At 49.6% G+C, this 23556-nt stretch carries 31 protein-coding genes; 20 read left to right on the top strand and 11 right to left on the bottom strand.

Going from position 1 to position 23556, the window contains the following annotated elements; all coding sequences use genetic code 11:
* Positions 1-243 precede the first annotated feature (243 nt).
* The 19 genes from C237_RS0110645 (at position 244) to C237_RS15260 (ending at position 14572) form a co-directional block, all read left to right on the top strand.
* A complete protein-coding gene (locus C237_RS0110645) occupies positions 244-1293 on the top strand; it encodes a ParA family protein (protein ID WP_004291492.1) in 1050 nt (349 codons plus the stop codon).
* A gap of 17 nt (positions 1294-1310) precedes the next feature.
* Positions 1311-1736, top strand: coding sequence for a DUF3408 domain-containing protein (locus C237_RS0110640; RefSeq protein ID WP_425343211.1), 426 nt, complete (start codon positions 1311-1313; stop codon positions 1734-1736).
* Positions 1737-1738: 2 nt separating this feature from the next.
* A complete protein-coding gene (locus tag C237_RS0110635; RefSeq protein WP_004291505.1) occupies positions 1739-2092 on the top strand; it encodes a DUF3408 domain-containing protein in 354 nt (117 codons plus the stop codon).
* A 16-nt stretch (positions 2093-2108) separates the two neighbouring features.
* Positions 2109-2837 (top strand): hypothetical protein, encoded by a 729-nt coding sequence (locus C237_RS0110630; protein ID WP_004304280.1) that lies wholly within the window; start codon positions 2109-2111, stop codon positions 2835-2837.
* A 213-nt stretch (positions 2838-3050) separates the two neighbouring features.
* Positions 3051-3356, top strand: a complete 306-nt coding sequence (locus C237_RS0110625; protein ID WP_394810154.1) for a DUF4134 domain-containing protein — start codon at positions 3051-3053, stop codon at positions 3354-3356.
* A 10-nt stretch (positions 3357-3366) separates the two neighbouring features.
* The gene (locus C237_RS13395; RefSeq protein ID WP_004291514.1) at positions 3367-3699 is read left to right on the top strand and encodes a DUF4133 domain-containing protein; all 333 of its coding nucleotides are present in this window, start codon (positions 3367-3369) and stop codon (positions 3697-3699) included.
* The gene (locus C237_RS13390) at positions 3696-6200 is read left to right on the top strand and encodes a TraG family conjugative transposon ATPase (RefSeq protein WP_004291515.1); all 2505 of its coding nucleotides are present in this window, start codon (positions 3696-3698) and stop codon (positions 6198-6200) included. The genes C237_RS13395 and C237_RS13390 overlap by 4 nt, the downstream gene beginning before the upstream one ends.
* Before the next feature lie 40 nt (positions 6201-6240).
* Positions 6241-6621 carry a DUF3876 domain-containing protein gene (locus C237_RS14360; protein ID WP_004291516.1) on the top strand — a complete coding sequence of 127 codons (381 nt, stop codon included), beginning with the start codon at positions 6241-6243 and terminating at the stop codon, positions 6619-6621.
* A gap of 23 nt (positions 6622-6644) precedes the next feature.
* On the top strand, positions 6645-7274 hold the full coding sequence (locus tag C237_RS14355; RefSeq protein WP_004304283.1) for a DUF4141 domain-containing protein: 630 nt from the start codon (positions 6645-6647) through the stop codon (positions 7272-7274).
* Positions 7275-7277: 3 nt separating this feature from the next.
* Complete coding sequence (gene traJ / locus C237_RS0110595; RefSeq protein WP_004291518.1) at positions 7278-8282, top strand: conjugative transposon protein TraJ; 1005 nt, start codon at positions 7278-7280, stop codon at positions 8280-8282.
* 31 nt (positions 8283-8313) lie between these two features.
* Positions 8314-8937 carry a conjugative transposon protein TraK gene (gene traK / locus C237_RS14350; protein WP_004291519.1) on the top strand — a complete coding sequence of 208 codons (624 nt, stop codon included), beginning with the start codon at positions 8314-8316 and terminating at the stop codon, positions 8935-8937.
* Between the two features lie 6 nt (positions 8938-8943).
* Positions 8944-9252 carry a TraL conjugative transposon family protein gene (locus tag C237_RS14850; RefSeq protein WP_004291520.1) on the top strand — a complete coding sequence of 103 codons (309 nt, stop codon included), beginning with the start codon at positions 8944-8946 and terminating at the stop codon, positions 9250-9252.
* Positions 9233-10585: a conjugative transposon protein TraM gene (traM, locus tag C237_RS0110585; RefSeq protein ID WP_004291521.1), complete on the top strand. Its 1353-nt coding sequence runs from the start codon at positions 9233-9235 to the stop codon at positions 10583-10585. The genes C237_RS14850 and traM overlap by 20 nt, the downstream gene beginning before the upstream one ends.
* 34 nt (positions 10586-10619) lie before the next feature.
* Positions 10620-11606, top strand: coding sequence for a conjugative transposon protein TraN (traN, locus tag C237_RS14345; RefSeq protein WP_004291522.1), 987 nt, complete (start codon positions 10620-10622; stop codon positions 11604-11606).
* 2 nt (positions 11607-11608) lie between these two features.
* A complete protein-coding gene (locus tag C237_RS14340; RefSeq protein WP_004291523.1) occupies positions 11609-12184 on the top strand; it encodes a conjugal transfer protein TraO in 576 nt (191 codons plus the stop codon).
* 7 nt (positions 12185-12191) lie between these two features.
* Entirely contained in the window at positions 12192-13094 is a 903-nt protein-coding gene (locus tag C237_RS0110570) for a toprim domain-containing protein (RefSeq protein ID WP_018676455.1), read from the top strand.
* Entirely contained in the window at positions 13091-13594 is a 504-nt protein-coding gene (locus tag C237_RS0110565) for a DUF3872 domain-containing protein (protein ID WP_004291525.1), read from the top strand. The genes C237_RS0110570 and C237_RS0110565 overlap by 4 nt, the downstream gene beginning before the upstream one ends.
* Complete coding sequence (locus C237_RS0110560; protein ID WP_004291526.1) at positions 13591-14118, top strand: glycoside hydrolase family protein; 528 nt, start codon at positions 13591-13593, stop codon at positions 14116-14118. Before C237_RS0110565 ends, C237_RS0110560 begins: the two co-directional genes overlap by 4 nt.
* Positions 14119-14326: 208 nt before the next feature.
* Positions 14327-14572 carry a hypothetical protein gene (locus C237_RS15260; RefSeq protein WP_004304288.1) on the top strand — a complete coding sequence of 82 codons (246 nt, stop codon included), beginning with the start codon at positions 14327-14329 and terminating at the stop codon, positions 14570-14572.
* Between the two features lie 33 nt (positions 14573-14605).
* Here the strand turns inward: C237_RS15260 and C237_RS0110550 are convergent, their stop codons facing one another.
* The 9 genes from C237_RS0110550 to C237_RS14840 all read right to left on the bottom strand — a co-directional run bounded on the left by C237_RS0110550 (position 14606) and on the right by C237_RS14840 (position 18499).
* The gene (locus C237_RS0110550; RefSeq protein ID WP_004304290.1) at positions 14606-14914 is read right to left on the bottom strand and encodes a hypothetical protein; all 309 of its coding nucleotides are present in this window, start codon (positions 14912-14914) and stop codon (positions 14606-14608) included.
* Positions 14915-14967: 53 nt separating this feature from the next.
* Entirely contained in the window at positions 14968-15213 is a 246-nt protein-coding gene (locus C237_RS0110545) for a DUF6956 domain-containing protein (protein WP_004291529.1), read from the bottom strand.
* The gene (locus C237_RS14335; RefSeq protein WP_004291530.1) at positions 15210-15431 is read right to left on the bottom strand and encodes a DUF3873 domain-containing protein; all 222 of its coding nucleotides are present in this window, start codon (positions 15429-15431) and stop codon (positions 15210-15212) included. Before C237_RS14335 ends, C237_RS0110545 begins: the two co-directional genes overlap by 4 nt.
* 31 nt (positions 15432-15462) lie before the next feature.
* Complete coding sequence (locus C237_RS14330; RefSeq protein ID WP_004291531.1) at positions 15463-15720, bottom strand: hypothetical protein; 258 nt, start codon at positions 15718-15720, stop codon at positions 15463-15465.
* A gap of 24 nt (positions 15721-15744) precedes the next feature.
* The gene (locus C237_RS0110540; protein WP_004291532.1) at positions 15745-17076 is read right to left on the bottom strand and encodes a PcfJ domain-containing protein; all 1332 of its coding nucleotides are present in this window, start codon (positions 17074-17076) and stop codon (positions 15745-15747) included.
* Positions 17073-17489 (bottom strand): PcfK-like family protein, encoded by a 417-nt coding sequence (locus C237_RS0110535; protein ID WP_004291533.1) that lies wholly within the window; start codon positions 17487-17489, stop codon positions 17073-17075. The genes C237_RS0110540 and C237_RS0110535 overlap by 4 nt, the downstream gene beginning before the upstream one ends.
* A gap of 13 nt (positions 17490-17502) precedes the next feature.
* Positions 17503-17724: a hypothetical protein gene (locus C237_RS14325; RefSeq protein WP_004291534.1), complete on the bottom strand. Its 222-nt coding sequence runs from the start codon at positions 17722-17724 to the stop codon at positions 17503-17505.
* Between the two features lie 11 nt (positions 17725-17735).
* Positions 17736-17951 (bottom strand): hypothetical protein, encoded by a 216-nt coding sequence (locus tag C237_RS14320; RefSeq protein ID WP_004291535.1) that lies wholly within the window; start codon positions 17949-17951, stop codon positions 17736-17738.
* A gap of 161 nt (positions 17952-18112) precedes the next feature.
* Entirely contained in the window at positions 18113-18499 is a 387-nt protein-coding gene (locus tag C237_RS14840) for a hypothetical protein (RefSeq protein ID WP_245539724.1), read from the bottom strand.
* Positions 18500-19077: 578 nt separating this feature from the next.
* Here C237_RS14840 and C237_RS0110520 point away from each other — a divergent pair.
* The gene (locus tag C237_RS0110520; protein WP_018676449.1) at positions 19078-20334 is read left to right on the top strand and encodes a CinA family nicotinamide mononucleotide deamidase-related protein; all 1257 of its coding nucleotides are present in this window, start codon (positions 19078-19080) and stop codon (positions 20332-20334) included.
* A gap of 6 nt (positions 20335-20340) precedes the next feature.
* Here C237_RS0110520 and C237_RS0110515 read toward each other — a convergent pair whose 3' ends face one another.
* A complete protein-coding gene (locus tag C237_RS0110515; protein WP_018676448.1) occupies positions 20341-20709 on the bottom strand; it encodes a DUF4377 domain-containing protein in 369 nt (122 codons plus the stop codon).
* Between the two features lie 264 nt (positions 20710-20973).
* Positions 20974-23511, bottom strand: a complete 2538-nt coding sequence (locus tag C237_RS0110510) for a heavy metal translocating P-type ATPase (RefSeq protein WP_018676447.1) — start codon at positions 23509-23511, stop codon at positions 20974-20976.
* Between the last annotated feature and the right edge of the window lie 45 nt (positions 23512-23556).

Genomic DNA, 23556 nt, shown 5'->3' with positions numbered 1-23556 from the left:
CATAAAAATCCGTCAGGGGACGGATTGGGAAAATACCTTTCAGGACTCCGGGCCGCGCGTCATCGGCGAACCCTGCTGTCCGGGTGCAAAGTTACGCCCTTAAAGCGGTATCGGACAGATGCTTGACCCGGTCAATGACTGCCAACCGGCGCAACGTGCCGCCACTTGCCGGAGAAGTGATACAGGTTCCAAAATATACTTGTTTATTTGCAGCATGATTCAAGAAACGAACGATTTGAAGATATGATAAACGGAACATTCAAATACCCGGAAATCCGCTTCTTCGGATACTTGCCGAAACGGATACCCGAACCGTCGGAAACCCGGTTCTCCGACAATTCGGTGACGTATGGATTCAATGACTTCATGACGCAATGTCGTCAATCACCATTTGTCCGACGCACCGCTTCACCACAGAACCGGATACGCGACGACCCGCCTGCGTGTGTAGTCACGGAAGCGGATGGTGCGACAGCCAAATCCGTATGGAAACAGAAAAACAAATCATCAACAATTAAAATAAATGGAACTATGAGTAAGGAAATCTTCGTTGCATTCGCAACACAGAAAGGTGGCATCGGCAAATCCACTGTCACGGCACTTGCCGCCAGCTACCTGCACAACGTGAAAGGCTACAATGTCGCCGTCGTGGACTGCGACGACCCGCAGCACAGCATCCACGGGCTGCGCGAACACGAAATGGGGCTTATCGACAGCAGCACCTACTTCAAGGCTCTCGCTTGCGACCATTTCCGCCGGATCAAAAAGAACGCCTACACCATCGTCAAAAGCAATGCGGTGAACGCCCTCGACGATGCCGAGAGGATGATTGCCACTGAGGACGTGAAACCCGACGTGGTGTTCTTCGACATGCCCGGCACACTCCGAAGCAACGGCGTGATAAAGACGCTCTCGCAGATGGACTACATTTTCACTCCGCTGAGTGCCGACCGCTTTGTCGTGGAGAGTACCCTGAAATTCGTCACGATGTTCCGCGACAGGCTGATGACTACCGGACAGGCGAAAACAAAGGGGCTGCATCTGTTCTGGACGATGGTGGACGGCAGGGAGAGGAACGACTTGTACGGCATCTACGAGGAAGTGATAGCCGAAATGGGCTTTCCGGTACTTTCCACCCGCTTGCCCGACAGCAAGAAGTTCCGCCGTGACCTTTCGGAAGAGCGCAAGAGCGTTTTCCGCTCCACCATCTTCCCGATGGACACGGCACTGCTGAAAGGGAGTGGCATCCGGGAGTTTTCCGAAGAGATAAGCGACATCATCAGACCGCAGTGAGCATGGGCAGCAGGAAAGTGAACACGGAAGGCATCGACGAGGAACTGCTGTTAGCCTCCATCGGGCGGCGCACACAGGACGGGACACTGCGCCCCGCACAGGAAGTACCCGCAGCTGCACCGACCGAAGAGGACACCGCCGCACCGGAACCATCTCCTGTGCAACCCGTAACACGGGAAAAAGCGCAGAGGGAAAGTGGACGCCGGAAAAGGCAGGACGAGGACTACAACGAGCTATTCCTGCGCCGCAACGAGATAAAGACCCGCCAATGTGTCTATATCAGCCGTGACGTCCACGGCAAGATCCTCAGAATCGTGAACGACATCGCCGGAGGGGAAATCTCAGTAGGCGGATATGTGGATACCGTGCTGCGCCAGCATCTGGAACAGCACAAGGAGAGAATCAACGAACTGTACAAGAAACAACGTGAAGATCTGATTTGAAAATGGAAAAAGAAATGACACCGAATGAAAAAAGACCACAGCAAGACTGCGGAGGTATGTTTACCCAAGTGCAGGCGAGTGTGGAAATACTGTCGCCTGTCCCGGTAAGCGGCAAATGCAGTGAGAAGGACTATGAACGCCTGTTCATCCGCGACCCGGAAGTAAAGGCACGTGAGGGGAAGATGGCGTATGTGCGCCCGGAGTACCACGAGCGTATCATGCGTATCACCCGTGTAATCGGGCATGACCGGCTTACGCTGTCCGCTTACATCGACCATGTGCTGACGCACCACTTCAACCAGTGCGAAGATGCGATAAAGAGCCTTTATGCCCGAAATTACAATTCAGTATTCTAACCAAAAACGGAAGGATATGAATTACACAATCAGCATGACAGACATTCTGCTGGCGGTATCGGTCGGCTGCAACCTCTGGTTCCTGTTCCTGCTCCTTTACGAGCGCATCATGGACACGCGGATTGTCCGCTTCTTCAAGGGCATTGTCGGATTATGGCGGTCACTGGACGGGAATGAGGCTAAACGCATAGCGGCACACGAGGAAGTCCCTGCGGAAAAGGCGGACATCATCGGCAAGAGCCGTTTCAGGATGGCATCCACCCGGACAACCGCTGCCATACCGACGCAAGAAGCCGCCACTATTGAAAAAGGCATTGAGCTGTCGGAGGAAGAGGCTACTTTTGACGACGGAAAAACGGGAAACGCATCCCGCCCGGCACAAGTCCCGGAGGAAAAACTCGATGAGACCTTCACGAGCATACCGCCGGAGGAACTGGGATACGGGGACGACGAACCGGAAGAGGACGCCTCGGACACGCCACGGGCTTCGGGCAGCAGCTTTGACGAGATTGACGACGCCTGCAAGACCGCCAAAAACCCGGACGCGACACAGGCGGAACGTGAAAAGGCGGCTAAGGTGTTCACCGACATGGAGGGCACGGAGTTGTACGAGAAAATGATGGAAGGCTCTTCGGAGATAGGCATCCGCATCAAGGGGCTTATCGAGATTCGGCTGAAGAAATCTGAAAAGGAGTTCGTCGTGCCGGACAACATCGAGGAGTTCGACATTCGCAACTATGTATGACAACAATAAAAGAAATGAACATGAAAGAATGACATCAACCCACGCGGCGAGGAAACGCAAGGCGCATCCCCATCCGCAACGGACACGCCCACGTCCGTGGAAACAAACGGGCATCCACTAAAACCAAAGTAAAGAAACAAAGTATCAACCGCCCGACAAAGGACCATCCACCCTTTTGACGGCAAAAAACAAGAACAGTTTATGAACAAGAACATCTTGAAAAACAGAAAAGCAATCCTCTCCGCGGCACTTGTCATCGCCGCAACCGCCTCCGCTTTCGCGCAGGGAAACGGCATCGCGGGCATCAACGAAGCCACCTCTATGGTGAGTTCTTATTTCGACCCCGGAACTAAACTGATATACGCCATCGGTGCAGTCGTCGGGCTTATCGGGGGCGTAAAAGTGTACGGCAAGTTTTCATCGGGCGACCCCGACACCAGCAAGACAGCCGCCTCGTGGTTCGGCGCGTGCATCTTCCTGATTGTTGCCGCCACCATCCTGCGCTCATTCTTCCTTTAATAAATAATGTATGGCTGAATACCCAATCAACAAGGGTATCGGCCGTCCGGTAGAGTTCAAGGGCTTGAAGGCACAGTACCTCTTCATCTTCTGCGGAGGTCTGCTGGCTCTCTTCGTCCTGTTCGTCATCCTCTACATGGTCGGTATCGACCAGTGGATATGTATCGGCTTCGGCGCGGCATCGTCCTCCCTCCTTGTATGGCAGACCTTCGCGCTGAACGCCCGGTACGGTGAACACGGGCTGATGAAATTAGGAGCGGCACGGAGCCATCCCCGATACCTTATCAACCGGCGGCGGATAACCCGTCTGTTCAAACGACAACGAAAGGAAGAAAGACAATGAGGAATACATCGAAAATGACAACACTGGAAAACAGGTTCCCACTTTTAGCGGTGGAGCATGGCTGCATCATCTCAAAGGACGCCGACATCACGGTGGCTTTCGAGGTGGAACTACCGGAACTTTACACCGTGACGGGTGCGGAGTACGAGGCGATACACAGTTGCTGGTGCAAGGCTATCAAGGTGCTGCCGGACTACTCCGTCGTCCACAAACAGGACTGGTTCATCAAGGAACGCTACAAACCGGAGCTTCAGAAGGACGACATGAGCTTTTTAAGCCGCTCTTTCGAGCGTCACTTCAACGAGCGTCCGTACCTGAAACACACCTGCTACCTCTACCTGACCAAGACAACAAAGGAGCGTAACCGGATGCAGAGCAATTTCAGCACGCTGTGCCGGGGACATATCATCCCGAAGGAGCTGGACAGGGAAACCACGACCAAGTTCTTGGAAGCCTGCGAACAGTTCGAGCGCATCATGAACGACAGCGGGCTTGTCAGGCTGCGCCGCCTCTCCACCGATGAGATTGTGGGTACTGAGGGAAAGACGGGACTTATTGAACGCTACTTCTCGCTCATGCCGGAAGGTGACACCACCTTGCAGGACATCGAGCTTTCGGCAAGGGAGATGCGCATCGGCGACAACCGCCTGTGTCTGCACACCCTCTCCGACGCGGAAGACCTGCCGGGCAAGGTGGCTACCGACACCCGTTACGAGAAGCTCTCCACCGACCGGAGTGACTGCCGACTGTCATTCGCCTCCCCGGTGGGGCTTCTGCTCTCCTGCAACCATATCTACAACCAGTATGTGCTGATAGACAACAGTGAGGAAACCTTGCAGAAGTTCGAGAAGTCCGCCCGTAACATGCAGTCGCTATCTCGCTATTCAAGGAGCAACAGCATCAACCGCGAGTGGATAGACCAATACCTGAACGAAGCCCATTCCTACGGACTGACCTCGGTACGGGCACACTTCAACGTCATGGCGTGGAGCGACGATGCGGAGGAACTGAAGCATATCAAGAACGACGTGGGCAGCCAGTTGGCAAGCATGGAATGCGTGCCGCGCCACAACACCATCGACTGCCCGACACTCTACTGGGCGGCGATACCCGGCAATGCGGCGGACTTCCCGGCGGAAGAGAGTTTCCACACCTTCATCGAACAGGCGGTGTGCCTGTTCACAGAGGAAACCAACTACCGCAGCTCGCTCTCGCCCTTCGGCATCAAGATGGTGGACAGGCTCACGGGAAAACCGCTGCACCTTGACATCTCCGACCTGCCCATGAAGCGAGGTATCACGACCAACCGCAACAAGTTCGTGCTGGGTCCTTCGGGCAGCGGCAAGTCTTTCTTCATGAACCACCTCGTGCGCCAATATTATGAGCAAGGCGCACATGTGGTATTGGTGGACACGGGAAACTCCTATCAGGGCTTGTGCGGCATGATCCGACGCAAGACAGGCGGAGCGGACGGTGTGTATTTCACCTACACGGAAGATAAGCCCATCAGCTTCAACCCGTTCTACACCGACGATTACATCTTCGACGTGGAGAAGAAGGACAGCATCAAGACCCTGTTGCTGACGCTCTGGAAGTCGGAGGACGACAAGGTGACAAAGACGGAGAGCGGCGAGCTGGGCAGTGCCGTGAGTGCCTATATTGAGCGCATCCAATCCGACCGTAGCATCGTGCCGTCGTTCAACACCTTCTACGAGTATATGCGTGACGACTACCGCAAGGAACTGGCACAGCGTGACATCAAGGTGGAGAAGTCCGACTTCAACATCGACAACATGCTCACCACCATGCGGCAGTATTACCGGGGCGGGCGTTACGATTTCCTGCTCAACTCCACGGAGAACATCGACCTGCTCGGCAAGCGGTTCATCGTCTTCGAGATAGATTCGATTAAAGAAAACCGCGAACTGTTCCCCGTCGTGACCATCATCATCATGGAAGCCTTCATCAACAAGATGCGGCGGCTGAAAGGCGTGCGGAAACAGCTTATCGTGGAAGAGGCTTGGAAGGCCCTCTCATCGGCGAACATGGCTGAATATCTGCGCTATATGTATAAGACGGTCAGAAAATATTACGGCGAGGCAATCGTGGTGACGCAGGAGGTGGACGACATTATCAGTTCTCCGGTGGTCAAAGAGAGCATTATCAACAACTCGGATTGTAAAATCCTGCTTGACCAAAGGAAATATATGAACAAGTTCGACCAGATACAGGCGTTGCTCGGACTGACGGAAAAGGAGAAGTCGCAGATACTCTCCATCAACATGGCGAACAACCCTTCACGGCTCTACAAGGAGGTGTGGATAGGCTTGGGCGGCACGCAGTCGGCGGTCTATGCCACGGAGGTCAGCGCGGAAGAGTATCTGGCGTACACCACCGAGGAAACGGAAAAAGTGGAGGTTTACCGTCTGGCGGAGAAGCTGGGCGACGACATCGAAGCCGCCATCCGGCAGCTTGCCGAAAGGCGGAGAAACAAGGAATAACTAAAAAACAGAATGTATCAACCAAAAAAGAAAAACGCGTATGAATTTACCAAAAGTGAAAATGCTGCAAGTCAGCAAGTGCCTTATCGGATTGGCGGTCATGATGCTGCAATCCTGCGACGTGGCCGACAACCGCCGCGACATGCTGTGCGGGAACTGGGAGAGCGTGGAGGGAAAACCTGACGTGCTTATCTACAAGGAGGGCGAAGCCTACAAAGTGACGGTGTTCCGTCGTAGCGGTCTGCGCCGCAAGCTCAAGCCGGAAACCTATCTCTTGCAGGAGGAGAACGGCAACCTGTTCATGAACACCGGCTTCCGCATCGACGTGTCCTACAACGAGGCCACGGATGTGCTGACTTTCTCGCCAAACGGGGACTATGTGCGGGTGAAGCCGCAGCCGGGACATCCGACCGAAGAATAACAACCACTAAAATCCAAAGTAACATGAGAACAAGAATAACAATGATTATCTGCCTGTGCCTGCTTTTCGCGGGCAGGGCAAGCGCACAGTGGGTCGTAAGCGATCCGGGCAATCTAGCGCAGGGCATCATCAATGCCTCCAAAAACATCATCCATACCTCCAAGACCGCCACGAACATGGTGAGCAACTTTCAGGAGACGGTGAAAATCTATCAGCAGGGCAAGAAGTATTACGATGCCCTCAAATCGGTGAACAATCTGGTCAAGGACGCCCGCAAGGTGCAGCAGACCATCCTGATGGTGGGCGACATCACAGACATCTATGTGAACAGTTTCCAACGGATGCTCCGTGACGGGAATTTCAGACCCGAAGAGCTTTCCGCAATCGCTTTCGGCTACACGAAACTGCTGGAGGAAAGCAACGAAGTGTTGACGGAACTCAGGAACGTGGTGAACATCACCACGCTCTCCATGACCGACAAGGAGCGCATGGACGTGGTGGAACGCTGCCACTCGAAGATGAAGCGTTACCGCAACCTCGTGAGCTACTACACGAACAAGAACATCTCCGTGAGTTACCTGCGTGCGAAAAAGAAGAACGACCTCGACCGCATCATGGGGCTGTACGGGAACATGAACGAAAGATACTGGTAGCCTATGAAGTTCGACAACCTTCATCAGATTTTACGTTCACTTTATGAGCAGATGATGCCGCTGTGTGGGGACATGGCTGGTGTGGCGAAAGGCATCGCCGGGCTGGGTGCGCTGTTCTACGTCGCCTACCGGGTATGGCAGTCGCTGGCGAGAGCTGAACCGATAGACGTATTCCCGATGCTCCGTCCTTTTGCCATCGGTCTGTGCATCATGTTCTTCCCGACTGTGGTGCTGGGCACGATAAACAGCATCCTCTCACCCGTCGTACAGGGCACGGCAAAGATGCTGGAGGCGGAAACGCTGGACATGAACCGATACCGGGAGCAGAAGGACAAACTGGAATACGAGGCGATGGTACGCAACCCCGAAACCGCCTACCTCGTGTCCAACGAGGAATTTGACAAGCAACTGGAGGAACTCGGCTGGTCGCCCTCCGACATGGTGACGATGGCGGGAATGTATATCGACCGGGGAATGTACAACATGAAGAAGAGCATCCGCGACTTCTTCCGCGAGATACTCGAACTGCTGTTCCAAGCCGCCGCCCTCGTGATAGACACCGTCCGCACCTTCTTTCTCGTGGTGCTGGCGATTCTCGGTCCGATAGCCTTCGCCCTGTCGGTATGGGACGGTTTCCAAAACACGCTCACGCAGTGGATATGCCGCTATATACAGGTCTATCTGTGGCTACCGGTATCGGACATGTTCAGCACCATACTGGCGAAGATACAGGTTCTGATGCTGCAAAACGACATCGAGCGGATGCAGGCAGACCCGAACTTCTCGCTGGATTCGAGCGACGGGGTGTATATCGTATTCCTCTGCATCGGCATCATCGGCTACTTTACCATTCCCACCGTTGCGGGCTGGATTATCCAAGCCGGAGGCATGGGCGGTTACGGTCGCAACGTGAACCAGATGGCGGGACGAGCCGGAAGCATGGCGGGCAGCGTGGCGGGTGCAGCCGCAGGAAACGCAGTCGGACGTGTCGGCAAATTGCTGAAATAATCAATGTGCAATCATAAATTGGAAAATATAAATGGAATTCAAATCACTTAGAAACATCGAATCGTCGTTCAGGCAGATACGCCTGTTCGGTATCGTCTTCCTCTCGCTGTGCGCCGTGGTGACGGTGTGGAGCGTGTGGAACTCCTACCGTTTCGCAGAGAAGCAACGGGAGAAAATCTATGTGCTGGACAACGGCAAGAGCCTGATGCTCGCCTTGTCTCAGGATTTGTCGCAGAACCGCCCGGCGGAGGCACGGGAACATGTGCGCCGTTTCCACGAGATGTTCTTCACGCTATCACCTGAAAAAAGCGCGATTGAACACAACGTGAAACGTGCCTTGCTGCTGGCGGACAAGAGCGTGTACCACTATTATTCGGACTTCGCGGAGAAGGGGTACTACAACCGCATCATCGCCGGGAACATCAACCAAGTGCTGAAGGTGGACAGCGTGGTGTGCGACTTCAACGCCTATCCCTACCGTGCCGTGACCTACGCCACACAGAAAATCATCCGGCAGAGCAACGTCACCGAGCGCAGCCTCGTGACCACCTGCCGCCTGCTGAACGCATCGCGGTCGGATGACAACCCGAACGGTTTTACCATCGAGGGTTTCACCATCATTGAGAACAAGGATTTACAGACTATCAAACGGTAACAGGACATGAAAAGTATCAGAAAATCAATGTGGGGCATGTATTGGAAACTCCACGACAAACGGAAACGCTTGGCGGCAAGTCTCAAAGGGTATCTGGACGGCTTGCCGCCGGAAACACGCCGCCGCATCGTGCTGGGGATGTTCGCCGCCTTCGCGGTGCTTGCCCTTTACACCTTCGGCAGAGCCGTCTATGACATCGGCAGGAACGACGGCTCACATATGGAAACGGGACACGCCGGACGGGTGGAACTGCCGACCCCGGCGGAAACAGGCAATCACTTAACACCTTATTTATATGGAACAGACAAAGAATGAACCGACGAAAGAGAACAAAGCTGCTCCCGAAACGGGGAAACCGAAAAAGGAGCGCGAACCGCTGACAGAGGCGCAACGGCTGAAACGGCAGAAGATGATCGTGCTGCCCGCTATGGTGTTGGTGTTCATCGGGGCGATGTGGCTGATATTCGCCCCGTCCTCCGGCAAGGAGCAACCGCCGGGAACGGACGGATACAACACCGAGATGCCCGACGCTGACAAGGCGAACCGGCAGATTATCGGCGACAAGCTGAAAGCCTACGAGCATGGGGAGATGGAAGAGCGTCAGGAGAGCCGCAACCGTGCCATCGGGCAGCTGGGCGACATGTTCGACCGCGAGATAGCGGGAACGGAGAACGGAGTGGACTTCGACCTCGCCAATCCGGGCGGCAAGGAAGAAAGGGCAAAGCCAGCCACGCCGCAGACCATCCAGTCCTCCGCAGCCGCCTACCGTGACCTGAACGCCACGCTCGGAAACTTCTACGACCAGCCGAAAAACGACAATGCGGAGATGGACGAATTGTTGGAGCGCATCGCATCGCTGGAGTCGGAACTGGAAAGCGAGAGGGGCAAGGCTTCCTCTATGGACGAGCAGGTGGCTCTTATGGAGAAGTCCTACGAGCTGGCGGCAAAGTACATGGGCGGTCAGAACGGAGGACAGCCATCGGCGGAACAGAGGGCAGAGCCAACTACCGTGCAGAAAGGGAAGAAGAACAAGGCAATGCCTATCAGACAGGTGGAGCATCAAGTAGTTTCTTCACTCTCACAGCCTATGAGTAACGCGGAGTTTGTCGCCGCCTTATCGCAGGAACGCAACCGGGGTTTCAACACGGCTGTCGGCACGGCGGAGGTATTGGACAGGAACACCATACCGGCGTGCGTGCATGGGGCGCAGAGCGTGACGGACGGGCAGACGGTAAGGCTGCGCCTGCTGGAGCCTATGGCGGTGGCAGGCAGGACAATACCCCGGGGTGCGGTGGTGGTCGGCACGGGCAAGATACAGGGTGAGCGGCTCGACATCGAGATTACCTCGCTGGAATACGACGGCACGATTATCCCCGTGGAGCTTGCGGTCTATGACACGGACGGACAGCCCGGCATCTTCATCCCGAACTCGATGGAGATGAACGCCGTCCGGGAGGTCGCCGCCAACATGGGCGGCTCGCTGGGAAGCAGCATCAACATCTCCACCAATGCCGGGGCGCAGCTCGCCTCCGACTTGGGCAAGGGGCTGATACAAGGCACGAGCCAGTACATCGCCAAAAAGATGCGAACCGTCAAGGTGCATCTGAAAGCCGGGTACAGGGTCATGCTTTACCAAGAAAAATATTGAAAACAATAAAAATTACCACTAAAATCCAAAAGTAATGAGAAAAGTAATCATCATGTTTGCCCTCGCTATGGGCATCATAACTGCCAACGCGCAGGAGAATGTAACCGTTGAAACGACCAACGGAAGTGAACAACCGACCTTGACGAAGGAGGTCTATCCGCAGAAGGAGGCGGACGGCGACCTATATCACGGGCTGTCACGCAAGCTGACCTTCGACCGCATGATACCGCCGCACGGTCTGGAAGTGACCTACGACAAGACCGTCCACGTCATTTTTCCGGCGGAGGTGCGCTATGTCGATTTAGGCTCGCCCGACCTGATTGCCGGGAAAGCCGACGGAGCGGAGAACATCATCCGTGTGAAGGCTACCGTAAGGAATTTTCCCAACGAAACGAATATGTCCGTCATCACGGAGGACGGCAGTTTCTACACCTTCAACGTGAAGTACGCCGCCGAACCGCTGTTGCTCAACGTGGAGATGTGCGACTTCATCCATGACGGCAGCACGGTGAACCGCCCGAACAACGCGCAGGAAATCTATCTGAAAGAGCTGGGCAGCGAAAGCCCGATGCTGGTGCGCCTTATCATGAAGTCCATCCACAAACAGAACAAGCGCGAGGTGAAGCATATCGGCTGCAAGCGTTTCGGCATCCAATACCTGTTGAAAGGCATCTACACGCACAACGGCTTGCTTTATTTCCACACGGAGATAAAGAACCAGAGCAACGTGCCTTTCGATGTGGACTACATCACTTGGAAAATCGTGGACAAGAAGGTTGCGAAGCGTACTGCCGTGCAGGAGCAGATTATTCTGCCGCTCCGCGCGCAGAACTACGCCACCCTCGTGCCGGGCAAAAAGAGCGAGCGCACGGTCTTCACGATGGCGAAGTTCACCATCCCCGATGACAAGTGCCTCGTGGTGGAATTGAACGAGAAGAACGGCGGCCGTCACCAGTCCTTCGTGATTGAGAACGAGGATTTGGTACGCGCGGGTACCATCAACGAACTTCAAGTACGCTGACCATGAGAAAGTACATCGCAATAATCATCGCGTCGCTTGCCCTTTTTACAGGGCAGGCGCACGCCCAGCGGTGTCTGCCGAAGATGCAGGGCATCGAGGTGAGGGCGGACATGGCGGACGGCTTCAATCTCGGCGGCAAGGACGGCGGGTACAGCTTCGGGGCGGCTCTCTCCACCTACACGAAGAAGGGGAACAAGTGGGTGTTCGGTGGCGAATACCTGTTGAAGAACAATCCCTACAAGGACACCAAGATACCCGTGGCGCAGTTCACGGCGGAGGGCGGCTATTACTTCAAGATACTGTCGGACGCCCGAAAGATTGTTTTCGTCTATGCCGGGGCTTCGGCTCTCGCCGGATATGAGGCGGTAAATTGGGGGAAGAAGGTGCTGCATGACGGCTCCACGCTGCACGACCGGGACGCCTTCATCTACGGCGGTGCGCTGACGCTCGATGTGGAGTGTTACGTGGCAGACCGTATCGCCCTGCTTGCCAACCTGCGGGAGCGTTGCCTTTGGGGTGGCGACACACGGAAGTTCCACACGCAGTTCGGGGTCGGTATCAAGTTCATCATCAACTGACACGGGCATGGAAAGGACGGAAATAGATGCTGTCAGAAGGATGCCGCTTGCGGATTTTCTCGCACGGCTGAGGCATGAGCCTGTCAGAAGGAGCGGTAACGAGCTGTGGTATCTTGCCCCGTACAGGGGCGAGCGCACATCCTCTTTCCGTGTGAACGTGGCGAAACAGCTCTGGTACGACTTCGGTTTGGGCAAGGGCGGCGACATCTTCACGCTTGCCGGGGAGTTTCTGCAAAGCGATGACTTCATGAAGCAAGCGAAGTTCATAGCGGAAGCCGCCAATATGACGGTTGCCGGATGGGAAAAGCCCGTCTATCTCTCGAAGCCGACCGAATCCGTTTTTGAGGATGTGGAGGTCGCTCCGCTGCTCCGCTCACTGCTGACGGAGTATTTAGAGGAACGGGGCATCCCTTACGCCATCGCATCCCGTCACTGCTGCCGCTTGAACTACGGTGTGCGTGGGAAACGGTATTTTGCCGTTGGCTTTCCGAACATGGCAGGTGGCTATGAAGTCAGAAGCCGATATTTCAAGGGTTGCATACCTCCGAAGTCTGTATCACTGGTAAAGGCGAATGACATCCCGGCTGACGAGTGCCTCGTGTTCGAGGGCTTCATGGACTTTCTCTCTGCCGTGACGCTTGGTGTAACCGGTAACGCTGACTGTCTTGTGCTGAACTCAGTCGCCAACGTGGAGAAGGCGGCGGGATTGCTGGACGGATACGGGCGCATCGGCTGCTTCCTCGACCGTGACGAAGCCGGACGGCGGACGCTTGCCGCACTTACCATGCGATACGGGGAACGTGTCACCGACCGTTCCTCCCTCTATGACGGTTGCAAGGACTTGAACGAGTACCTGCAACTGACAACGAAAAAACAGAAAAACAACCATCTAAAAATCGAAGAACAATGAACATACTGAACAACAGAAACAAGAGAACATCAATATTCAAGGCAGTGGCGTTATGCCTGATAGCCGCCATGTCATTCACCCTCGTGTCATGTGACGATGACATGGACATCCAGCAGTCCTATCCCTTCACGGTGGAGGTCATGCCCGTGCCGAACAAGGTAGTAAAGGGGCAGACAGTGGAAATCCGCTGTGAACTGAAAAAGGAGGGCGACTTTTCGGGTACGCTCTATACCATCCGCTATTTCCAGTTCGAGGGGGAAGGCTCGCTCAAAATGGATAACGGCATCACCTTCCTGCCTAACGACCGCTACCTGCTGGAGAACGAAAAATTCCGCCTGTACTACACGGCGGCGGGTGATGAGGCGCATAATTTCATCGTGGTGGTGGAGGATAACTTTAGCAACTCCTACGAACTGGAATTTGACTTCAACAACAGGAATGTAAAGGACGACGATCTTACCATCGTTCCCATCGGCAACTTCAGCCCCTTGTTGAAATGATGCGTGTATTCATGACAATGCTCTGTTCACTTCTGACGGTCTGTTCTGTGTCCGCGCAGATCAGCCGCCAAGAGGGAACGGACGGGCAGGCGGCAATCTACCGACTGCCGCTTATGGAACGTGCTTTTTTATGCTGCCGCTACTTTGAAGGCTGGCACTCAGAAAAACACTACCCATACGTCGGTTGGGGTCACAAACTTTTGCCAAACGAGAAGTATTCGGCACGAACCATGACAAAACGGGATGCGGATGAACTTTTGCGGAAAGACCTGCGCAAATTTGTCGCCATGTTCCGTAAATTCGGGGTTGATTCGATTTTGCTTGGCACGTTAGCTTACAATGTGGGACCGGCGAAGCTGTTAGGCAGCAAAACAATCCCCAAAAGCACCTTAATCAAGAAGCTGGAAGCTGGTGACAGGAACATCTACCGTGAGTATATAGCCTTCTGCAACTACAAAGGAAAACGCCACGCCATGCTGCTCAAACGGAGAAAGGCGGAGTTTGCGCTGTTGTATATCCCATAAAAGGACTGACAAAACTGGCAAAAGACGTGCCATATTTAACTTGGCACGTCTTTTGCTCTATCACTTGATAGATTATCGTAGGATTTTCTCGTTAATTGACATCGTTGAGCCATTTTTGCCTATCGGTTTCCAAATAACACTTCAAGTTGTAAGTGTTGTGAGAGCAATACAAAACATAGTTATTAACCATAAAAAGTATAGCGAAATTATGAAGAAAGTATTTAGGAAAATTCAGAAAGGAACAACAAAAATGATTGAACGTATCAAATCGTTGGGGGAAATGGAGACGAAGCAGAAATGTGTAGTTCAACGGTTCGAGATTATCATTCCCCTCCACCAAAAAATAACGACCCAATATATAGCCTCCGCAAGTTTTACTTGCGGATTTTTTAGTTATCGCAGATTGGACAAAGGTTTCTTTGCTACTTTCTTTGTCCGCCATCATGCTCACTGAAAGAAAGTAGGGCGGCTCTCGCCGCCCCGCCACTCAAAAGCGTGTGTAAAGTCCCGTCACCATCGTGAACATTTCCTCCAGCATATCAAAATAGATACCCTCGTGTACGGCAATGTCCTTTGTCTTGCACTCAAAGGTCTTTTTGCTGAACGTCCTGCGGTAGAAGCGCATATTGTAGAGGTCTGCCCCTTCGTCATAGATGATGTCAAGGCGGTTGGCACTTGTTTTGTTCCTTGCAAGGCTCATCCGTAAGCCGTTGCCCATATCTATGAAATCACGGCTACCTGTCATGGCGGTGAAGCGTTTTCCGCCTATCTGCTGTAATATCGTCTTGGCTATCATATCTTTTGTTTTTAGGGTTTTAAGTATTGGCGGTGCGGACACCGCCATCCCGTTCAAAATTCTCGCATTTCGGAAATGGGGGTCTGCCGTTGTAGCCACTCTTTCACACATTCCATATTGTACTCGCTCGTGATGACTGCCGTATGGCTGTCGGTGGCGGTGAAACGTGTGCTTTCGTAATCATCTATCCACCCCTTGAGGGTGTCCGTTCCCCACGCTCCGGTATCGTCAAAGATACCGTCCAATGCCGTGATAGGTTCGCTGAACTTGACTATCAGCGTTTGATAGGTCGTGTTCATAGTCTGTCCTCCTTTCCCTTCTTTGCGTTCAGCCACTTGTCCCGTGCGGCTCGGCACTCGTCCAACGTGGGTTTGACACAAGAGAACAATTCTCTGTCTATGGGGTGGCGGTAGTCGTACTGCACAAGTGTCCGCCTGCGTCTTCCGATACCCGATTGGAAACGCTCGTATTTCTCCGTACCTGCTTCCGCGCAGGTGCTTACTCCGTTGATGGTCATTCGTGTTGTCATAATGTTGCTTTTTAGATGGTTAAAAATGTACTGACAGAACTCTGTTCTTCATCACCATTTCGGGGTTGCTTGTGTAGCGTTGGTGCAGGTAGAAATGGTGTGAGCCGAAGCCGTAAAGGAAAAACTTGTCAAGTTCGTGCTTCTCGGCAAACTCCTTTACGCTCTTTCTCAATTCCCCCTCACTCGTTGTGAGAGTGAGGAGGTTCACAAATTCAAGGAACATCGTGGGGATTGCATCATCCCACACACAAATCATACTTTCAATTCTTACTTCCATATCAATGTTGTTTTAGGGGTTATGCTATGCCGCTTTCATCCGCTCACGGATAAGGTTGGCGTTCTTGTTCACAAGGTCTATGATGCGCTCGTGATATTCGGTGTCCTGGTTGTGCTTGCCGTGGCACTGCACCACTTCGAGGGTTCGCAAGTCCACCTCTACGGTTTCAATAATCTCATCGCCAATCCTTGCCGATAGTATGAGGGTGTCGGCTTTCTTGTAGTATCCACTGCCAAACACGCAGATGCCCTGCGTCTTGCCCTCGTTGTAATACTCGTCTATGCTTTCAAGCACCTTGACGATTATTTCCTCGTCCGTGATTACCAAGCCGAAGAATTTGGATTTGTTGGCGATGAAATCCTCCGCATCTTTCTTTCGTTGGAGTTGTCGCTGTTGCTCACGCTCACGCCTTTCAATCTCCCAACGGCGTTGCTCTGCGGCTCTTTCCTTCTCGTGTATGGCTTCAATTTTTCGGGTTGCGTTGTCGTGTGCCGCCATGAAATCTTCGGGACAGATGTTCTTCGGGTTACGGAGGTCTTGACCGAGTTTTTTGAGCATACGCAGATAGTCGCACCACATTGAGAGGTTGTCTATCTGATACTTGTGACGCTTGGCAATCAGATATGATGCCCAACATTCATCGGCAGTACGGGTATTGAAAAGAAAGTGTTTCATGACCTCAATCTCACCGCCTTTCATAAGGGTTTCAATTCTTGGGTCTGAAAGCAAGGCTTTGAAAAGACGCACGGGGGAGATGCCGTGGAAATCGCCCTTGAAGCCGTTACGTCTGAGTTGGGGCAATATCCTCATCTTTGGATATGCACAGCTTCTTGCCACCACATCATCGTATAGGCTGTTGTGCGGTCTTACCTCCATATCGCTGCCTAATGCCCACACATCGCAATAGCAGAAAAGGAAGCCACGGAGCAACGCCATGTCCGTAACCTTGCCGTCGGGTGAAATCCAACGCTGCACGACCTCGTGGCAGTAGAAACGCATCGGTTCGCCTTTCCTGCTCTCGCATCTGACCTGCGCCACGCGGATTACCTGATACCCTTTGCAGGTGGTTATCACGCTGAAATTCTGCGTTTCCTTGTAGATGCGTCTGCGTGTGTCCTGCACTTTGAGTTCGGCATGGCATTTGGGGCAGGTGCAGCCTTCAAGGGTGTCGCATAGTCCGCTGTCGCTGTGCCACTCGTGACCGCAGTCGGAACAGGTGATGTTCCCTTTCTTGGTGCGGTAGCCGATATGCTCAACGCAGTGGCGGTATGCCCAATCTATTTGTGTCGCTGATATGGGGCGAAGGTTGGCGGAAAGTCTTGCCACCTCTTTCTGTATCTTGGTCTTCGGTTTCATAAGCCTAAATCAAATAATGAGGGTTGGGGTTGGTTTTCTTTTCTCGCTGACGGTCTGTGGCGGTTCTGCAACTTGCGGAGTTCCTCCTCTTGGTATTTGCGGACAGCGTTCTGACGTGCCTCCGCCTTTTCCTCTGCCGTGAGTTTCACAACGTGGTTCACAACCACTTGGCAGTCCATCGGTTTGCCCACCTCTATCTCGTTTTCCTCATAGTAGTGGATGGCTTGCCCGAATATCTCTCCGTCCGTGAAACCGTTGCAACCGCTTTTCTGCACATAGTTCAGAATGTGGGTCACGCACTCGTCCATGTTCTTGGCAGGGTTGCGGTACTTCTTTGCAAATAGCGCATCTTCCTCCGCACGCTGTTCCAAGTACATATATATCGTTCTCTTGAAATGGTCTGTTCCTTTCATATCGCTGTCATTTTTAGATTATCTGTTTCAGTATCTCTCTCCAATAGGTCGGCTCTACCTCGCTGAGAAGGAAGTCCATGAAATCCCTCCGTGCGTCCTTGTTCAGTTCGTGGTACAATCTTCGGAAAGTTTCAAAATTGCCGTTGATGTACGTTTCCACCATATACACGAAGATGTTGTCCACCTCGTAATATCTGCACTGCTGCGCTGCCGTCTTGCTGTTTCTTTTTGCCATGTCGGTAAGGGTTAAAGGGTGAATAACCAAAGGATGAAGCCAAAGAAGGCAATGGTGGAAAGGATAGCCACGATTACACCTATCGCCACTCGGAACACTCCGTTTACAATCTCTCTGATGATGCCCCAAAGGATGCCGAACACCCCGAAGGCGGTGCGCATCATCAAGCCGCATATCGCCAACCCGATGTGTTGCGCCATTTGTCTGAAATTTGCCGTTGCCGTCATATCTTCGCTGTTTTTGATTTTTTTGTTTTTAATGCGGATTCAAGAGCTGAGGGAGTTGAGTTTCAAACTATCTTATCTGCCTCTCGTTTATCCGACATTTTTTTTATGCGTCTTTCTGTCGCATCGGTCGTTTTCGTTTCGGGTGCTTGAAAAGGTAGGGATTAGGGAATGCAAGGTTTTTCGGTCAAAATACTACCCGCAGGGCTGGAGATTTTTACCGAAAACAGGAGGCTTGACCTTGCTTTCCCGTCCAATCCCGGAATTACCTTTGCGCCCAGAACGAAAATGACTGACTGATGCGGCTTACTGAAAGGCGCAAAATGGAGGTAAACGAAAACAGAGGCAGATTGTGTAGAAAAAAACTTCAGGGGAAAATCCGTAAAAAAAAGAATCACCAAAAGGAAAAAGACATCACCGGAAGCGTGAAAAGGGCAAACCACAACAAAGGAAGTATGATTGTTTCCGATCCGACGGAACTTGTTCAGCCGGGTGGCAACAATCATTCTTCCCAGTTTGTCCGGCTGTGTGTGGGCGCCTGTTTCATTCATGGGGCAGGCTGACACACTCTGCATTCACTTTCCGCTTCCGGCAAAAGAGACAGCGAAAAAAGAAAAATCATTTGAAAACCCGTAAAAGCATCTCTTGGCATAGGCGCAAAAGAAAGGGGCATTGCTTCATCTGTCTAAACATCGTTTAGGCGTGAGGCAATGCCCTTTTCTCCAGCTATGCGGTAGTCGGCACACGTTTGTTCCAAACTCGTTTTGGGCAATGGTGTGCCGACGGACAATACCGCTTTTACGGAAAATTCTTATGAATGAGGGGATAAAAAACGGGAGTTTATATCAAAATCTCGAATTAAATAGCTACTTTTGCATACGAAGAGTTCTTTGAAGGTTACGCAACGCGCAGAAGGATAATGCAGTAGATAACTAACTAAATCGTAACCTATTACTATCAAGAGCAATTAACCTACGCTCATTTCCAATAAATTACACTCTTTTCGTAACTTCATGTAGCAAAGATACAAAATTTCCTTAATATCAATTTGTTTCATTGATAATTTATCAGCCTTTAAACTATAATTTATCTATTGAATAATCGTAACTTTGTTTTTAAATATTCGATTATGATAAAAAGTGCAGTATTGATAAGTATTGGCGATGAAATCTTAGCAGGAAATACGGTGGATACTAATTCTAATTTTATAGCCCAGCAACTTGGTAGCATAGGAATTAAAGTGATTCAAATTTTTGCGATTTCTGATGATGAATGGAATATTACAAAAACTTTGGATTTAGCCTTTTCTATGGCAGATTTGGTCGTTACCACAGGTGGGTTAGGTCCTACAAAAGATGATAAGACGAAGAAAGTCATTACCCAATATTTTAAGGATACTTTGGTGTCTGATACCACAACTTTAGAACACTTAAAGCAATTATTAATAAAACGCAATCGGGAGTATTTATTTGATATTAATCAAGCTCAGGCAGAAGTACCTTCTAAGGCTACGGTGTTTCAAAACGATTATGGAACAGCACCGTGCTTAATGATGCAAGAGGATGGAAAATTCTTATTTGTTTTGCCAGGTGTGCCTTTTGAAGTGAAGCCTTTAATGAAGGATAAAATTATTCCTTATTTAGCCACTACTCACCAGCAACCTTATATTTTAACGCAAATTATTTCTGTTGTCGATTTTCCAGAGAGTTTGTTATCTCAAACGATAGAACCTTGGGAACTGACATTGCCAAAGCATATTGCGCCAGCCTATTTGCCCATTGGTAACCGAGTTAAGTTGAAATTAACCGCCACGGGAAGTGATTTGGAGCAATTAAAATCGGATTTAAAGTACCAGACAGAACAGTTGAAACCTTATATTCAGGATAAAGTGATTGCTTGGGAACACGATAGTATTGTTGAAATTTTAAAATCGGTATTAGTAGAAAAACAATGGACTATTTCTTGTGCAGAAAGTTGCACGGGAGGAACTGTGGCAAAATTGCTAACCTCAATTTCTGGAAGTTCGGCATATTTTATTGGAGGAATGGTGGCGTACGATAAAGCTCAGAAAGTTAATTTGCTAAATGTTCCTAAAGATTTAATAGACCAAGAAACCACTGTTTCGGAAGCCGTAGCCCAAGCGATGAGTGAAGGTTGCCAAAAAGTATTTGATACAGATATTGCCGTATCTACTACGGGCGTGGCAGGACCACAAACCGACGAATTTCAAAATACAGTAGGCGAGGTTTATTTTGCCATCACGATTCATAAAGAAACCACTACTCATCGTTTGTATTTACCATATATGGAGCGAGAAGATTTTATCAATTTTGTTTCTCAGCGGGTTTTACAAAAAGTGGTAGAGCGGTTGGTGAAATCCTTTTAATGGTTACTAGTTTTTCTTAACATCTGAAAGAATTTTCATTAAAGTATATTCTATACTGTTATCATCCTTTGATGGGGTAATCTGATGCTTTTCGTTTACAGTGATTTGGTATTCATAGCCTTTTTTATAAGTGAAGCTTTTTATCTCATCTAGAAAAAGTGTAAAGGTGGCTGTGCTGCCTTTTTTTTGAGCAATCATAGCTTCACGGTCTATTTGTTCAGATGGAGGTGCAGAGACACAACATTTTTTGGTTGTCGTTTTTGCCATGATTTTTAATTCATAATTTTGGCTAACCAACTCGTTTCCTCTTTCAGAACAAGCGAATATTAAAAATGATAACCCCAATAGCAATCCGAAATATTTAATGAATTTCATAGGTGTTTTTTTAAAATTAAAAAATGTAGAAAAAAACTGAAAAAACTGACTATTATAATGGAATACATTTATTGGTTTATTCTGAAATCGAAAGTCTTAATGGAAATACGATAGAAGTATACCCATATGTTGATTATGACGATTTTATGAAATTCTATAGACATCATCAGAAGTTAAAATAGGATTATGAAGATCTACAAAAGAAATATGATATCATAATGTCAAACTATAAATAAAAAAACATTTACGAAAAACTATTAATATTTAAAATCTCATCCTTCTCAACCTCAACGCATTTAATATCACAGATACAGAACTAAAACTCATGGCAACGGCGGCGAGCATTGGGCTGAGCAATAATCCAAAAATAGGGTAGAGGAGCCCTGCGGCAATAGGGATACCCAAAGTATTATAAACAAAGGCAAAAAATAAATTTTCTTTAATATTTTTAAGCACTTTTTCACTTAAAACTCTCGCATTGGCAACGCCCATTAGGTCGCCTTTTAGGAGGGTGATTTCGGCACTTTCCATGGCAATATCGGTTCCTGTTCCCATGGCGATACCCACATTGGACTGGGCTAAGGCAGGGGCATCATTAATCCCATCGCCCGTCATGGCAACAATTTTACCTTCGGCTTGGAATGTTTTTACCCGTTGCATTTTATCTTGAGGCAAACAAGCAGCTTGATAGTCTTTAATTCCCAACTGCGAAGCGATGGCTTGTGCTGTAGTTTCATTGTCGCCCGTCATCATGATGACCTCAATGCCTTGTGCTTGGATTTTTTCAATCGCCGCTTTGGCATTAGATTTTATTTTATCCGTAAAACTAACCAACCCAATCACTTGGTGGTCTTGGGCAATATAAGACACCGTATGTCCTTTTTGTTGAAGGGTTTTGGTATCTTGGGCTAAGGTTTCATCTAGGTTTAATTGATAGGCATCTATTAAAGCCCGATTTCCCATAAACACAGGGCTTTGGCTATATTTACCTTTTACCCCTTTGCCAGGAATATTTTCAAATTGTTCAATATCTAAAGTTTTAGAATTTGGTTTTTTATAGGCGTTTACTAAAGCTTTAGATAGCGGATGTTCAGAGTTTTGGGCTAAACTGGTTGCAATTTCCAAAACTAAATCTTTGGAAATTGAGTCTAAAGATTTTATGGATTCTAAAGAGGGCTTGCCTTCCGTTAAAGTCCCTGTTTTGTCAGTGATTAAAACTTCTACTTTATCCATCATTTCTAAGGCTTGGGCATCTTTAATCAGGATGCCATGTTGTGCGCCTTTGCCTATCCCTACCATTAAACTCATTGGGGTTGCCAAACCTAAAGCACATGGACATGCTACAATCAATACGGCAACTGCATTAATCAATGCCATAATCAATCGGTTTTCACCACCGAAGAGGTACCATAAAATAAAAGTTAATACGGCAATACCAATCACAGTCGGGACAAATACTTTGGCGACTTTATCCGCTAACTTTTGGATAGGGGCTTTGCTTCGGCTGGCATCATTTACCATATTAATGATTTGAGAAAGCAGCGTATCAGACCCTACTTTTTCGGCTTTCATTTTAAAGGCTTGATTGCCATTAATCGTTCCCGATATTACCATATCGCCTTTTGATTTTTCAATAGGAATAGGTTCCCCAGTAATCATACTTTCGTCTATGGTGGCGTTTCCATCTATAATTTTACCATCAACTGGAATTTTGCCACCAGGCTTCACTAATAAAACATCACCAATTTTAACTTCAGATAAAAGGATGATGCGTTCTTGATTGTCTTCAATTAAAAATGCTTCAGAAGGGGATAGGTTCATCAATTGCTTAATGGCTTCCCCTGTTTTTTTATGGGCTTGGGCTTCCATTAATTGTCCTAAAATCACTAAGGTTAGGATGACGCCCACAGCTTCAAAGTACAAGGGTGGATGTTGATGAAACTGCTCTGGTAAGACTTGTGGAAAGAATAACGAAATTAAACTAAAACCAAATGCTGCTACCACACCTAAGGCAATTAAACTAAACATATTGAGGTGTCCTGAGGTATACGAACGCCAACCTCTAACCATCAAAAACCAACCTGCATAAAACAAAACGGGTAGGGTAAGCAATAATTCAATAATGCCTTGCGTTTGGTGTGACCAACCAAAATCTACCCACATACCGCCCATCGAAATGATGAACAATGGTATAGTAAATCCTAAAGCCACCCATAACTTTTGTTTTAGAGTTTGGTAATGTGTATCAGTGGTATCTTCTGAATTGCCATCGGGAATTTTAACCAAATCCATCCCGCAAATAGGGCAACCGACATTGGTGTCATAAACTTTGTCGCCTTCGCAAAACATAGGACAGTAATATTTGCCCGCATTCTTCTGCATATCTGGCTTTTGGGAATTGATAGTAGGCTGATGTTGATGTTTGTGCTGATGTTCTTTCTTTTCCTCAATAGGTACTAAATACATCTGGCAAACAGGACAGCGTTCACCTTGCTTAAAATAAACTTTATCGCCTTCGCATTCCATAGGGCAATAGTAAACAGAGCTTGGTGATACGCGGTCTTGCGGTGGGATAAAGGTAGAATTTTGTGGTTGGCTAGAGTCTTGAAGTTGATAATTGCCAACTTCTTTTAAAACTTGATTAAGCGACTCTAAATTTAATGATTTATTAGATATTAAAGTTGCCGTTTGCTGTTCTAAATCTACGCTAGCCTCTACGCCTTCTATTGCATTTAAAGCATTATTGATTTTACTCTGACAGCCAGAGCAAGTCATTCCGAGTACTTTATAGGTTTGTTTCATTATTTTTAAATTTGTTGTATCTTAAGAGTCTATTTAAATTTTAAG

The organism is Riemerella columbina DSM 16469, from assembly GCF_000374405.1.
Lineage (GTDB): Bacteria > Bacteroidota > Bacteroidia > Flavobacteriales > Weeksellaceae > Riemerella > Riemerella columbina.
The sequence above is the reverse complement of the archived record's forward strand: the minus strand, read 5'-3'. Positions and strand labels throughout refer to the sequence as shown.

Bases quoted from the DNA above. Each gene is read 5' to 3' on its own strand.
- traM (WP_004291521.1), top strand. From the start codon at position 9,233: ATGGAACAGACAAAGAATGAACCGACGAAAGAGAACAAAGCTGCTCCC.
- C237_RS0110515 (WP_018676448.1), bottom strand. From the start codon at position 20,709: ATGAAATTCATTAAATATTTCGGATTGCTATTGGGGTTATCATTTTTA.
- C237_RS0110535 (WP_004291533.1), bottom strand. From the start codon at position 17,489: ATGAAAGGAACAGACCATTTCAAGAGAACGATATATATGTACTTGGAA.
- C237_RS0110545 (WP_004291529.1), bottom strand. From the start codon at position 15,213: ATGAACACGACCTATCAAACGCTGATAGTCAAGTTCAGCGAACCTATC.
- C237_RS0110540 (WP_004291532.1), bottom strand. From the start codon at position 17,076: ATGAAACCGAAGACCAAGATACAGAAAGAGGTGGCAAGACTTTCCGCC.
- C237_RS14840 (WP_245539724.1), bottom strand. From the start codon at position 18,499: ATGAATGAAACAGGCGCCCACACACAGCCGGACAAACTGGGAAGAATG.
- C237_RS0110630 (WP_004304280.1), top strand. From the start codon at position 2,109: ATGAATTACACAATCAGCATGACAGACATTCTGCTGGCGGTATCGGTC.
- C237_RS0110560 (WP_004291526.1), top strand. From the start codon at position 13,591: ATGATGCGTGTATTCATGACAATGCTCTGTTCACTTCTGACGGTCTGT.
- C237_RS14335 (WP_004291530.1), bottom strand. From the start codon at position 15,431: ATGACCATCAACGGAGTAAGCACCTGCGCGGAAGCAGGTACGGAGAAA.
- traN (WP_004291522.1), top strand. From the start codon at position 10,620: ATGAGAAAAGTAATCATCATGTTTGCCCTCGCTATGGGCATCATAACT.
- C237_RS15260 (WP_004304288.1), top strand. From the start codon at position 14,327: ATGAAGAAAGTATTTAGGAAAATTCAGAAAGGAACAACAAAAATGATT.
- C237_RS14325 (WP_004291534.1), bottom strand. From the start codon at position 17,724: ATGGCAAAAAGAAACAGCAAGACGGCAGCGCAGCAGTGCAGATATTAC.
- C237_RS0110510 (WP_018676447.1), bottom strand. From the start codon at position 23,511: ATGAAACAAACCTATAAAGTACTCGGAATGACTTGCTCTGGCTGTCAG.
- C237_RS14360 (WP_004291516.1), top strand. From the start codon at position 6,241: ATGAATTTACCAAAAGTGAAAATGCTGCAAGTCAGCAAGTGCCTTATC.
- C237_RS0110520 (WP_018676449.1), top strand. From the start codon at position 19,078: ATGATAAAAAGTGCAGTATTGATAAGTATTGGCGATGAAATCTTAGCA.
- C237_RS13395 (WP_004291514.1), top strand. From the start codon at position 3,367: ATGGCTGAATACCCAATCAACAAGGGTATCGGCCGTCCGGTAGAGTTC.
- C237_RS0110635 (WP_004291505.1), top strand. From the start codon at position 1,739: ATGGAAAAAGAAATGACACCGAATGAAAAAAGACCACAGCAAGACTGC.
- C237_RS0110565 (WP_004291525.1), top strand. From the start codon at position 13,091: ATGAACATACTGAACAACAGAAACAAGAGAACATCAATATTCAAGGCA.
- traK (WP_004291519.1), top strand. From the start codon at position 8,314: ATGGAATTCAAATCACTTAGAAACATCGAATCGTCGTTCAGGCAGATA.
- C237_RS14330 (WP_004291531.1), bottom strand. From the start codon at position 15,720: ATGGAAGTAAGAATTGAAAGTATGATTTGTGTGTGGGATGATGCAATC.
- C237_RS0110570 (WP_018676455.1), top strand. From the start codon at position 12,192: ATGGAAAGGACGGAAATAGATGCTGTCAGAAGGATGCCGCTTGCGGAT.
- C237_RS14355 (WP_004304283.1), top strand. From the start codon at position 6,645: ATGAGAACAAGAATAACAATGATTATCTGCCTGTGCCTGCTTTTCGCG.
- C237_RS14320 (WP_004291535.1), bottom strand. From the start codon at position 17,951: ATGACGGCAACGGCAAATTTCAGACAAATGGCGCAACACATCGGGTTG.
- C237_RS0110645 (WP_004291492.1), top strand. From the start codon at position 244: ATGATAAACGGAACATTCAAATACCCGGAAATCCGCTTCTTCGGATAC.
- C237_RS13390 (WP_004291515.1), top strand. From the start codon at position 3,696: ATGAGGAATACATCGAAAATGACAACACTGGAAAACAGGTTCCCACTT.
- C237_RS14340 (WP_004291523.1), top strand. From the start codon at position 11,609: ATGAGAAAGTACATCGCAATAATCATCGCGTCGCTTGCCCTTTTTACA.
- C237_RS14850 (WP_004291520.1), top strand. From the start codon at position 8,944: ATGAAAAGTATCAGAAAATCAATGTGGGGCATGTATTGGAAACTCCAC.
- traJ (WP_004291518.1), top strand. From the start codon at position 7,278: ATGAAGTTCGACAACCTTCATCAGATTTTACGTTCACTTTATGAGCAG.
- C237_RS0110550 (WP_004304290.1), bottom strand. From the start codon at position 14,914: ATGATAGCCAAGACGATATTACAGCAGATAGGCGGAAAACGCTTCACC.